Source organism: Microseira wollei NIES-4236 (assembly GCF_020521235.1).
Classification (GTDB): domain Bacteria; phylum Cyanobacteriota; class Cyanobacteriia; order Cyanobacteriales; family Aerosakkonemataceae; genus Microseira; species Microseira wollei.
Genome location: NZ_BLAY01000044.1, coordinates 47,597 through 59,994, shown reverse-complemented (window position 1 = coordinate 59,994; position 12,398 = coordinate 47,597). Strand labels below are relative to the sequence as shown.

Annotated in this window: 5 protein-coding genes and 6 pseudogenes; 6 read left to right on the top strand and 5 right to left on the bottom strand. The window is 45.3% G+C overall.

What is annotated here, in order from left to right:
• Positions 1–124: 124 nt before the first annotated feature.
• Together MiSe_RS53835 and tnpC (MiSe_RS16335) are read left to right on the top strand one after the other, a co-directional pair.
• Positions 125–935, top strand: a pseudogene (locus MiSe_RS53835) (RNA-guided endonuclease InsQ/TnpB family protein); the annotation flags it as partial.
• A gap of 109 nt (positions 936–1,044) precedes the next feature.
• A pseudogene (gene tnpC, locus MiSe_RS16335) lies at positions 1,045–2,553 on the top strand (IS66 family transposase).
• A 403-nt stretch (positions 2,554–2,956) separates the two neighbouring features.
• On the opposite strand, the gene MiSe_RS52705 reads toward tnpC (MiSe_RS16335), so the two are convergent.
• Positions 2,957–3,277, bottom strand: coding sequence for an HNH endonuclease (locus MiSe_RS52705; RefSeq protein ID WP_373872803.1), 321 nt, complete (start codon positions 3,275–3,277; stop codon positions 2,957–2,959).
• A 274-nt stretch (positions 3,278–3,551) separates the two neighbouring features.
• Between MiSe_RS52705 and MiSe_RS53830 the strand changes: the two are divergent.
• The 3 genes and pseudogenes from MiSe_RS53830 to ltrA form a co-directional block, all read left to right on the top strand.
• Positions 3,552–4,700 (top strand): annotated as a pseudogene (locus tag MiSe_RS53830) (RNA-guided endonuclease InsQ/TnpB family protein); the annotation flags it as partial.
• A 615-nt stretch (positions 4,701–5,315) separates the two neighbouring features.
• Positions 5,316–5,639 carry a reverse transcriptase N-terminal domain-containing protein gene (locus tag MiSe_RS16325; RefSeq protein ID WP_226581899.1) on the top strand — a complete coding sequence of 108 codons (324 nt, stop codon included), beginning with the start codon at positions 5,316–5,318 and terminating at the stop codon, positions 5,637–5,639.
• A gap of 296 nt (positions 5,640–5,935) precedes the next feature.
• A pseudogene (ltrA, locus tag MiSe_RS53825) lies at positions 5,936–7,550 on the top strand (group II intron reverse transcriptase/maturase); the annotation flags it as partial.
• Positions 7,551–7,710: 160 nt separating this feature from the next.
• On the opposite strand, the gene MiSe_RS16315 reads toward ltrA, so the two are convergent.
• The 3 genes and pseudogenes from MiSe_RS16315 to MiSe_RS16305 all read right to left on the bottom strand — a co-directional run.
• On the bottom strand, positions 7,711–8,103 hold the full coding sequence (locus tag MiSe_RS16315) for a group II intron reverse transcriptase/maturase (RefSeq protein WP_226581895.1): 393 nt from the start codon (positions 8,101–8,103) through the stop codon (positions 7,711–7,713).
• The gene (locus MiSe_RS16310) at positions 8,076–9,041 is read right to left on the bottom strand and encodes a reverse transcriptase/maturase family protein (protein WP_226581893.1); all 966 of its coding nucleotides are present in this window, start codon (positions 9,039–9,041) and stop codon (positions 8,076–8,078) included. The genes MiSe_RS16315 and MiSe_RS16310 overlap by 28 nt, the downstream gene beginning before the upstream one ends.
• Before the next feature lie 688 nt (positions 9,042–9,729).
• A pseudogene (locus MiSe_RS16305) lies at positions 9,730–10,206 on the bottom strand (zinc ribbon domain-containing protein); the annotation flags it as partial.
• Positions 10,207–10,317: 111 nt separating this feature from the next.
• Between MiSe_RS16305 and tnpC (MiSe_RS16300) the strand changes: the two are divergent.
• Positions 10,318–11,821 (top strand): annotated as a pseudogene (gene tnpC / locus MiSe_RS16300) (IS66 family transposase).
• Positions 11,822–11,901: 80 nt separating this feature from the next.
• Here tnpC (MiSe_RS16300) and MiSe_RS16295 read toward each other — a convergent pair.
• The gene (locus MiSe_RS16295; protein WP_226581887.1) at positions 11,902–12,381 is read right to left on the bottom strand and encodes a hypothetical protein; all 480 of its coding nucleotides are present in this window, start codon (positions 12,379–12,381) and stop codon (positions 11,902–11,904) included.
• Positions 12,382–12,398: the final 17 nt, after the last annotated feature.

The following is a 12,398-nucleotide window of genomic DNA, read 5'->3' as shown; positions in this document are numbered from 1 at the left end:
ATAAACAGGTACATGGAAAGGGTCTAAATGTTGAGCTTGCAGGAGCTTGAGCCGAATGATGCGAAAGTGTCACGTTCGGTTCTTAGGGGAGGGAGACAAGGCGACTTGCTCTCCCTTACCCGACTACGTTAATCTCTGCATTGAAGATTCAATGGTTCCAAATTTCATGCCTGATGAAATTGTGCCAACGTGGGACAATTCGACGGGTATGGATGCGGTACTGCATGAAGATGATTTTCTGGCACTTTCAGACGGTCAAAAACTACCGTCCCTCAAGTCGTTCAGAAAGACTCAATCGAAGCTTGCAAACGTTTCTAAGCGCAAATCTGCTAGAAAGCAAGGGAGCAATCGTCGTCGCTCTCCTAGCGAAACGTGAAGCACGAATTCATCAACGGATTGCTAGATATCGCCAGGATCACGCCTTCAAAACGGCTCACAAAGTTGTGAGAACGGGTAAGAAGGTATTTTTTCATGAGGATCTAGACCTCAAAAATCTGACCAAACGAAACAAAGCCAAGCAGGATGAAGACGGGAAATGCCTTCCCAATGGTCAAGCGGCTTCGTCTGGACTTAACAAATCTTGGAATGATGCCGCAATAGGAGCATTCTTCAAAACCTTGGAATACATAGCCGGAAAAGCTGGGGCTAAGGTAGTCGGTGTCCGTCCAAATCACACCTCTCAATTTCTTTCGTACCGAGACGAAAAAGTATTCACCGATTGCAATATCCGCGAATACTGGGATGAAATTGCACAATTGCTGGTAGATCGCGACATTAACGCCGCGATTAATATCAAGCGCGTCGGGCTGGGACTGTTCCTGACGATAAACAGCCGTAGCGGGAAGATCAAAGTGTCGCTAACGAGTAGTACCGCGATGGTAGTTCTCAGATCTCTACGGGATTTGAGAGAGCCACACACTGACCCGCTAGGGTAACCGTTCAGGGGGTGCGCCTGCGGCGCACCACCCCAAGAGGAGTTGTAAAGAATTTGGGGAAAAAGACGGGCGTCAAAAATAGGAACCAAAATCTGGTAATGTAAGACTCATGGAAGTACACAGCCCCAAAATAATAGAGCAGATACCTCGTGATGATTGGGAAAAAACTCCAGCCAGCGTCAAAAAAATGGTGGAGTTAATGGCGCAGCGCATTGAGACATTAGAAAAACAGGCTATTGAATTAGTCGAAGCGCAACAGCAATTAGTAGAAAAAGTCAATAAAACATCAAAAAAATCCTCATCCCCACCCTCAAGTGACCCGCCAGGATTTAGTCACAAATAAAAAAAAAAGACTGGAAAAAAAAGGGGCGGTCAGCCAGGACATGAAGGCCAAAGCCGGAACTTATACCCAATCGAAAAATGTACGACAGTCATAGAGCATCATCCCGTAAAATGCTCATGTTGTGGAGAAAGGCTGTTTGGAGAAGACAAAGACCCATATCGCCACCAAATAGTTGAGATTCCACCCATTGAACCAATAGTCATCGAACATCGCCTGCACAAATTGACCTGTGAACGATGCGGAACTTCCACTCGCGCCAACCTGCCAGAGGATGTAAACCCAAGTGGATACGGTGAGAGAGTTGTAGCTACGGTAGCACTACTGAGTGGAGTATACCGTAACAGCCACCGGATGGTACAAAGCGCTAAAGCAGACTTGTTTGGAATCTCAATATGCTTGGGAACAGTAAACAAACTGAGGCTAGAAGCCAGTAATGCAGTAGCTGATTGTGTAGATGAAGCCAAACTTTATATCCAGCAACAAGAAATTGTCGCAGCGGATGAAACCAGCTTCAATCAAGCTAATATTGACGGTGGGAACCCACAACAAAGACAAGCTTGGTTGTGGGTAGCGGTCACCCCCCTAGTGACGTTTTTTGAGATTGCACTGACTCGTTGTACTACTGCTGCTAAAAATCTTCTGGGTGAGGATTTTGGCGGAATTTTAACTTCGGATAGGCATGGTGCGTACAACTGGGTAGACATAGAACGTCGGCAATTATGTTGGGCACATCTGAGCAGAGAATTTATTAAAATCTCTGAACGTCCTGGGGTATCTAAAGAATTAGGAACGCAATTAGTCCAACAACAAGAAAACTTATTCGAGTTGTGGCACAGGGTCAGGGATGGAACTCTAGCTTGTGGTGATTTTGTCGAATTAGTCAAACCGATTCGTCATCAAATAATATCACTGTTACAACAAGCTGCCGACTACGAAATTACGTCGAAGGAGAAAACCCCTTTGGCTAAAACGGTTCGTACTTGCCGTCAATTGCTATCGGTTGAGAGTGCAATGTGGTTATTTGTGACCACTCCTGGTGTTGAGCCAACCAACAATGCCGCAGAAAGAGCTATTCGTCCAGCTGTGATATGGCGGCGTACCAGTTTTGGTACCCAAACTTTAGCAGGTAGTACTTTTGTGGCACGAATGTTGACTGTAGTTACTACCCTTAAATCTCAACAACGTAATATTTTGGAGTTTATGACAACTGCTGTTACAAATGCTCGTGAAGGTAAATCTGCTCCTTCTTTACTTCCAGAAGTCAAATACTCGTGAAAATGCTCCTTGAACTTTTAATCTAGCTTTATATAGTTAATCCTTTATTCACAATAAGTGAGGTAAGGAAATTGGTTCAATAGTCACGAGATTTTGTGCTGATGTTCTTGTTGGCTTGCACGCAGATCTGAAAAATATCGTTGCTCAAATTTCTCTTCAGGGGGTGCGCCGCAGGCGCACCCCCTGAACGGTTACCCGCTAGGGCAGTGTGTGGTAGTTCACCCAAGCTTTAATCTGTTGCCTGACTTTTCCTTTTTGATTTAGTTTCTGGAGTAGGGCTTTATGGTTGATGCGGTCAAAAGTGGGTAGCTAGCCAGCCAGGTCTCCCTATGGCTCCTTTTCCGACTAGCCCCCTGGTGAACCGTGCTTGCGAGATTTCCAGGCACACGGCTCTCCAGTATTCCTATTCCGTGATGTGCCTAAAAATAGGTTTGCCAGCATGGATGGCGTCATGGCATTGGCGACAAACGATCAAAGTCTTCCGTCTGCGTGCAGACATAATCTGCATCCAGAGCGGTTTAGACTTCCTTCCCTTTACCTTGAGGTCTTTGAGAGCGCGAACGTGGTGAACTTCAATGTCACCTTTCGCCCCACAGACCTCACACTCGTCCGCAAGGAGCCGTTTTATCAGCTCGTTTGTTTCTGGCGGCTTTCGGGTCAAGGGCAGGTCTGGAATGGTTGCTTTTGGGTTACGTTTTAGCGATAGACCACCAAAACGAGCCACGAGTGGTTTCTTACCAAGACAAAGGTTGAAAGCCCCCTCTAAGAGGGGGGATGAAAACCGGTGGCGGGTTTTAACCCGCCTGTCCCCTCACTTAGGTTCAGGGAGTTTAGCAATGATTGACCTAACGAGTTCGCAATTAGTCATCCCTCTACGAATGGCTTCTTGTCTCAACTGATTATACTCGTATTCTCTCATCCGTACTTCTACTTTTTTGGTTTTCATCATGATTTGGCGCATGACATCTGATATGATACTAGCAAGGGGGTGACACCAAATGTATGGATGCCAGCAAGTTCTGTTAAACCCCAACCAAGAGCTAGCGGCGATATTAGAATTCGTTTGTTCAGAGGCCAACAAATTAACCAACTGTGGCATCTACCATGCCAGACAAGTTTGGTTCAAGTGCCGCCGCATAATTGGCAAGTATGACTTAGAAAAAAAGTAGAAAAAGCACTTTCAGGCTTTATATTCTCAAGCTGCACAGCAGGTACTTAGGTCGGTAGCTGAAGCGTTTAAATCGTTTAGTGAACTAAACGCTTTCATCGCGGGAAATGTAGCAGATAAGCCAAAACCACCAAAGTACAAAAAGAAAGGTGGCTATTCTGTAGTTAGCTATCCCAAGCAGGCTTTGAAGCTTAAGGATGGATAGATCCGAGTACCGCTCGGAACCTTGATAAAAACCTGGTTTCAAGTAGCGGATTTTTTTGTTACCATGCCGTATAACTTAAAGTTAAATGAAATAAAGGAGTTACAGATATTGCCCAGAAATGGCTGCTTTTATGCTGAGTTTGTCTACTTGCTGCCATCAATAAAAGCTGATGTGGCTCTCGATCGGGCGTTAGGAATAGATCCTGGATTAGACAATTGGCTGACCAGGGTTTGCAATGTTGGCATCAGCTTTATTGTTGACGGACGCAAGCTGAAAAGTTTAAATCAGTTTTACAACAAGCGGGTGGCAATTCTGAAGTCAGGTAAGTCACAAGGATTTTGGAATGATGAGTTGGCACGTATTGCTGAAAAGCGAAATCGGCAAATAAGGGATGCTGTCAACAAAGCTGCTAGATTGGTTGTCAATCGTTGTTTAACTCATCGTATTGGCACTGTTGTGTTTGGTTGGAACCAGGGCAATAAAAACGGCATTGAACTGGGGAAGAAAAACAATCAAGAATTTGTCCAAATCCCTACCGCGCGACTCAAGGAAAGAATCAAGCAATTATGCGAACAATATGGAATCCGATTCGTAGAAACAGAAGAAAGCTATACAAGCAAAGCTAGTTTTCTGGAGCGCGACTTCTTGCCTGTATTCGGCTCTAAGCCGGAAGGGTGGAAGCCGAGCGGGAAGCGGTTAAAACGTGGTATGTACCAGACTAAAAACGGGCAATTTGTTAATGCGGATGCCAATGGTGCTGTAAACATCTTGCGAGTGCGACTCGTTCCGTCGAAATGGACTAAGTACCCTAGAACAGTTCAGGGATGACGGGCAAGGAAAAGAAGGGATAAAACCCAACAGAACCTTGACAACTGAATGCTCATGTAGGTGTAAGTCCTACCGCGCAGGCGCAGCGTTGAAAGCATCACCCTTGGGGTAGCGAATGGTCTTCAATCCTCAAAGCAGGGTGAAAAGGTGTCCCTACTGGAAGCCCAATCCGGTACACATCAAGCAAGAGTCCATGAGTAATGCGAAAGCGTGAAGGTACGTCTGAACCATCGTGATGTTGGACCAGCCAAATAAGGCTGACAGGCTGGAGCCAAAAGGCAAAGGTAATGGTGATGGCAAAATGTCAGTTGACCATCAAGCGCTACCAATAAACCCGATGGATAGTACCACTCTAAAGACTCAAACAATGAGCATTCGGAACGAGGTAACCCCAAGGTATCTCTCCTGAAGGTCGATTCAGGTAGTAGTCAACCTTGACGCAACATCTGGGAAACCAGGAAACCTTGGGGCAGGATTGAGTCAAAAGCGAAAGCCTTGGGTAATGCCAAGGATATGCTGACAGACTCACGATTGTTTGGAAGATAGAGGTGGAGTCAAGCAATGAATAAGCTTAAAGCCGTACAAAAGTACAGGATGAGATGGGACAAGGACATACCAATCTGTACAGGGTTCGAATACCAATATTCTACAGAATGGCGGGATATTCCCTGGAAGAAACTGGAACGACGAGTCCACAAGTTGCAAAAACGCATCTATCAAGCCTGTCAACGTGGTGACATTAAGGCAGTTCGCAGACTCCAGAAAACTCTGATCAGGTCTTGGTCAGCCAAGTGTCTCGCGGTCAGAAGGGGTAAAAACAGTTTCAAAAAACCTACCTATTTCTCCTTAAACCTACTCACTTCAGATGAGATTGAGTTGTATTGACAGTGGTAGTAGAATGTAATTACGCTTGATTAATGCGGGTTGTTAAGGCTTAGATGGCGTGAAAACCATAAAACACCTAACACAAATTAATCGTATACTACAACCCAATAGCTCATACCTCAAGGTCGCAAACTCTAACTGGGGAAAAGTGGTCAGGGCTTATGGTTGAGCGCAAGCCGAGCCATCAGCAATCCGCCATTACGCGCTTCTTTTTACCTTGAGGAAGTTACACCTTTGACTTGGACTTGCACTAATTCTGTTCGGCATGAGTAGATTTAGGTAGGTTGTTAGAAGCGGTGACACAAGACAATACTGGCCGCAAGAAGGCTGGTGTGGATGGCATCAAAAAGCTAACCCCAAAGCAACGTCTCACCTTGGTTGCCAATATGAAATTAAGCTCCAAAGCAAAGCCGACACGACGGGTTTGGATACCCAAGCCAGGAACGGATGAGAAACGACCTTTGGGGATACCCACAATGAACGACCGCGCCTTGCCAGCGCTAGTCAAACTGGCACTAGAACCAGAATGGGAAGCGCGATTTGAACCCAACAGCTATGGATTGGGACCAGGACGTTCATGTCAAGATGCGATTGCAGCAATATTTATAGCAATCAATCAGAAACCAAAGTATGTGTTGGATGCTGATATATCAAAATGCTTCGACCAAATCGACCACAAGAAACTGCTCAAAAAACTAAATAAATCTCCCACCATCAACCGACAAATTCAGGCATGGTTAAAAAGTGGAGTACTAGACCTTGGGGAGTTTCAAGAGACATCTCAGGGTACGCCACAGGGCGGAGTTATTTCGCCGTTATTGGCAAACATTGCCCTGCACGGGATGGCAGAACGGATAAAACAATACGCCGAAACCTTCAAGGGTTGCCAGCGGGATAACCGCAAGGCGCTAAACCTAATACGTTATGCCGATGACTTCGTGATTCTCGCGCGTTGACATAACCGTAGTCCAAAGATGCCAGCAAATCATTGCTGAGTGGTTAAAAGACATTGGACTGGAATTAAAACCTAGTAAAACCAGAATTGCTCACACCCTCCAAGAATACGAAAGGGAAAAACCCGGATTTAACTTCTTGGGGTTTTATGTCGGACAATACGTTGGAAAAAACCAATCGGGGACAAATGCATTTGGCAAAAAGCTAGGCTACAAAACCCTCATCAAACCAAGTAGCGAGAAAGTAAGGGAACACTACAAACAGTTGGCAGATCTTATTGAATCCCACAAAACATCATCTCAGACGGCGCTCATCAGCCGACTCAATCCGGTGATAAAAGGGTGGACTAATTACTACGCAACTGTCACAAGCTCGGAAATCTTTTCCGAATTAGACCACAAACTTTACCTGAAACTCAGAACTTGGGCATATCGTCGCCATCCCCATAAAAATAGAGGATGGATAGTCAAGAAGTATTGGCATACCATCGGCGGAGATAACTGGGTCTTCTCAACTAGGGAAAATAATAACCCTTTAAAGCTGTGGCAACACAGCGAAACCAAGATAAAGAAACACATCAAGGTTAAAGGTGAAAATTATCCCTACGACGGAAACACAGCATACTGGAGTACAAGAATGGGCAAGTACCCAGAAATTGACCCCACAGTAGCCAAACTACTTAAAAGGCAAAAAGGGAAATGCGCCCACTGCGGACTAGCTTTCAAAGAAGGAGATATCTGGGAAAAAGACCATAAAGTGCCTAAATCGAAAGGTGGGAAGCATTCGATGGAAAATCTAGAGCTACTTCACAGACACTGCCACGATGAAAAAACAAGGCAAGATGGGAGCCAAGGAGGTAGACACAAGGACAAGTCCCAAGCAATTGAGGAGCCGTGTGAGACGAAAGTCTCAAGCACGGTTTTGAAGACGAGCGGCTCTCGTGAGGGAGTCGCTTAGTTTACCAAAGTAGAGATACAGCTAGGTTTAGATCTAGCCAAGATCTGTAGGGCGTTTTTGACTGCGCCATCTTTGGTTTTTCTCTGGAACTCTAAAAAGGAAAAGCTCAGCAATGTGTCAAGAGACCATTGCTGAGCCGACCCTTAGAATCCCCCGTCATTTATGCGGGGGAGAAGTCAACTTCCCTATTGACGGTAATTTCCACCCATTTGCGCCGACCTTGTGGGAGCTTGACCGTCTTATGGTACTTGGAGCAGATTTTCGCCACGCTAGTTTTGTGTTTACAGGCGAGTGTTTTCATCAGGGAACGCCACATGACCCATTGAAGTTTTGAAAGCCATGGGATGTTCTGGGCCAGACTGTAGAATTGCACGTACCCTCTGTATTCTGACTGATAGATGCTGACGATTGTGAAGTCCTCATCATTAATCAGTTCCGGGCGATGAATGGGTTTGCCATTCCTCTTGTATTGGGCGCACTTTTCTTGCACAAAACGAGTAGGAATTCCCAGTCCAATAATGCCGTTCAGCGAACGCCTACCTTGAGTGTGCAAAAGTCCGACTGTTGAACAACGACCGAGTACCCCAAGAACTTTGCCGCTCCTTTCTGAGCATTTGTAATCAAGGTCTTTTCAGAGGACATATCGAGCTTCAAGTTATCAGCTAAGAATGTTCTCAGTTTTTCCTTGATTTCCTTTGCCTCTGCAACTGACCCTATAAAGCCAAGTAAAAAGTCATCGGCATAGCGTACATAAGACAGCCTTCTGTACTCAGGGTCACGAACATCTTTGTCAGGCATTTTCTGGTATTTTATTTCCAGTTCACGCGCTTTTAAAGTTTGTCCGGTTTTCCTGTAGTACCAAGCGAGTTTCTGGAGTTTGGCATACTCCTTATTTTCGGCTCTTCTTTGACCGCGCGTATATTCTGGAATTAGACTCTCCCAGACAAACTTATCCAACTTGTCGAGATAAATATTGGCGAGAATGGGTGAAACGATTGCGCCTTGAGGCGTACCACTGAGAGTATAATGATACTTCCATTGCTCGCAATAACCTGCTTTGAGCAGATTTTCCATCAGCCTGAGAAAGCGGTTATCTTTAATTTTCTCACGCAGTATTGACATCAAGATTTTATGGTCTATGTTGTCAAAACAACCGCGAATGTCTCCTTCGATGAACCACTTGGTTCCTTGCCAGGTACGGTCTATAGTAGTTAAAGCCGTGTGGCATCCGCGCTCTGGCTCCAAACCGTGACTGCTGTCAGAAAACTGAGGTTCGTAGTATGCCTCAAGCATCGAGCGTACCACTTCTTGAACCAGTTTGTCTATCCAAGTAGGGACACCAAGCCGTCGAGTTTTTCCATTCTTTTTGGGAATGTTAACTCGTCGTACTGGTGTCCATCGAAAGCGTTGATAGCGAATATCTTCTATGAGGATCTCAATCTTTTTGACAGACATTCCATCAGCAGTTTCCTCAGTAATTCCTCGCGTCATTGCCCCATCATTTTTGTAGATGCGACTGTACGCTCGGAGTTACAAATTCGGGTTGAATAGTTGTCTTTTGACATCTTTTCCCAGAGGCAACCCTCGTTGGCCTCTGTCGAGGATTACATTAAGAACCGTTTCGGCATCCCGCATCTCGCGTACCTCTTGGTTTTAGTGTGAGGAATACCTGTTCTCCAATGCCTGAGTGGACGGCTTTCGGGTCCTCAGACTACTATGAGAACTCTGTAGCCATAGGACTCGCGTCCTATGGCCATCCCGTGCTTCATCAACTCGGTACGTAATAGTGTGATTTAGGTGTCCCACTCATTCTTTGAGCCGTCTCATTGATGGCCGACATCGTTTGAAGAAGTTGTGTTGCTCAAATGTTTAAAACTACACACAAAAGATTATTCCTGTTAGACGTTGTAGGAATAGGCAATCGCCTATGCCGTCAGAATTGGGCTTCAAGTAGTCTAACTTTCACCTTGTCACACAAGCCTTGCAAGGCAATGGTTTAAACGTCTTCTCTCCATCCCCTGCTTTACCAACGTGCTGTTTTCCCTTTTGTCTTTCGACTCTAGTAGTTATCTTTGCTTTTGGCGGTGGCGCTTTTGGCTTGACTAGATTTCCTCACCTGTATGGATATTGAGTTGTCATTGTTAGGGGATATAAGTGCGAACTCAATCCGAAGATTACCCTAACAAAGCTCGGCATCTCCTCTTTCGAGTTTCGCCGAAACGAATCCCACGAGAACTTCCATCGCGGTACTCTGAGTGTGGGACACTTTGATCTTCCCGCTACGGCTGTTTATCGTCAGGAACAGTCCCAGGCCGACGCGCTTGATATTAATCGCGGCTTTAATGTCGCGATCTACTAGCAATTGTGCAATTTCATGCCAATATTCGCGGATTTCGCAGTCCGTGAATACTTTTTCGTCTCGATACGAGAGAAATTGAGAAGTGTAGTTTGGTTTGACTGCCACCACCTGAGCCAGTGCTTTTTCGGCTATGTATTCCAAGGTTTTGAAAAAGGTTCCTATTGCGGCATCATTCCAGGATTTGTTCAGTCCAGACTTGGCAGACTGACCATAGGGAAGAAACTTTCCGGTTTCATCCAGATGAGCTTTGTTCCGTTTGGTCAAATTCTTGAGGTCTAGATCCTCGTGAAACGTAACCGTTCAGGGGGTGCGCCTTTGGCGCACCACCCGGCAAGCAAGGTTGTAAAGATTTGAGAGTATTTGCGTGGGCTTCAAAAACCAGCGCTCAATTCTGCTAATTTGAGACTCATGGAAGATCCGCGCAAGAGCATCATAGAGCAAATCCCCCCGGATGATTGGGAGAAAACTCCAGCCAGCGTCAAAAAAATGGTGGAGTTAATGGCGCAGCGGATTGACTCATTAGAACAACAGGCTCTTGAATTACTCTCACTCCAGCAGCAACTATTAGAAAAAGTTAATAAAACATCAAAAAACTCATCATCACCACCCTCAAGTGACCCACCAGGAAAAGGCCAGAAATCCCGCAAAAAAAGTACTAAGAAACGGGGTGGTCAGCCTGGTCATGAGGGGAAAAGCCGCAACTTATATCCAGTAGAAAAATGTAGCTCGGTGATCGACCATCATCCAGTAACATGCCGATGTTGTGGAGAAAGCCTTAAGCGAGAGGATACTTTCCCCTATCGCCACCAAATAGTTGAGATTCCACCCATTGAACCAATAGTCATAGAACATCGTCTGCATCAATTGACTTGTGAGCGATGTGGAACTGCGACTCGTGCAACATTGCCCGACAACGTCAGCCCAAGTCGATACGGTGTAAGAACTGTGGCAACGGTAGCATTATTAAGTGGATTATACCGTAACAGCCACCCCATGGTACAAAGCGCCCTGGCGGACTTGTTTGGCATCTCAATTTCTTTGGGAACAGTAAACAAACTAAGGCTGGAAGCGAGTAATGCAGTTGCCGATTGTGTGAATGAAGCAAAAGTTTACATCCAGCAGCAAGAAATTGTCGCCGCGGATGAAACAGGTTTCAATCAAGCCAATATCGACGGTGGCAATCCTCAACACAGACAAGCTTGGTTGTGGGTAGCGGTCACACCGAAGCGTGACATTTTTTGAGGTGGCACTGACTCGTTGCACTACTGCTGCTCAAAACCTTTTGGGTGAAAATTTTGGCGGAATTTTAACCTCGGATAGACATGGTGCATACAACTGGGTAGACATCGAGCGTCGGCAATTGTGTTGGGGGCATCTGAAACGAGAATTTATTAAAATCTCGGAACGTCCTGGGGTATCAAAAGAATTAGGAACTAGATTAGTCCAACAACAAGAAAAGTTATTTGAGTTATGGCAGAGGGTAAGGGATGGAACTCTTGCTCGTGGTGATTTTGTGGAATTAGTCACAGATATTCGTCGCCAGATCGTATCACTGTTACAACAAGGCGCCGATTACGAGATTACATCCAAAGAAAAAACCCCTTTGGCGAAAACGGTTCGCACTTGTCGTCAACTACTTAAGGTTGAGGGTGCGATGTGGTTATTTGTGACAACTCCAGGTGTTGAGCCAACCAACAATGCTGCCCTTTGAGCTATTCGTCCGGCTGTAATATGGCGGCGTACCAGTTTTGGTTCCCAAACTAAAGCAGGGAGTACTTTTGTGGCACGAATGCTAACTGTAGTTACTACACTTAAATCGCAACAACGCAATATCTTGGAGTTTATCACAACTGCTGTTGTAAATGCCCGTGAAGGTAAATCTGCTCCTTCAAAGCTGCCAAAATTCGAATGATCGTGAAATGACGCTTGAATTTTTAACCTAGCTTAATATAGTTAGTTCCTTGCTCAGAATAACTGATGCTCTTAAATTGGCTATTGAGCCAATTTGTTTGTGATGAAGTTCTTATTGGCTGACGCCACACTCTGAAAAATATTTAGCTGACAACTCCTCTTGGGGTGGTGCGCCGCAGGCGCACCCCCTGAACGGTTACTTATTACATTTAACATCACTAAAATTTCGGTCACCGTCGTTGGGTAAGATTGTTCTAACAGTTCTTCCTTTGTTTGGCCTTTCATGTCCTTTGCTATTTCTTTTGCTTTAGGCCAACGTTCTAACTCCTCAATGATTTGTTCAACTGAGTATTTCATCACGGCTGAATCGGCTTTTTGGGCAGCAGAACTCATAATAAATTCCATTTCTTTTTCTGAGGTTTCCCTGTCAATCTTGAGGAGTTCATTAACTTGTTTTGCTAGCACTGACGTTAGTATGCCGATTACCTCTGACATCACTAAAATTCGGCTCACCGGCAATGGGTGAAATTCTTGTAACAGTTCTTCCGTTTTGTTTGTCATGTTCTTCAACCAATTTC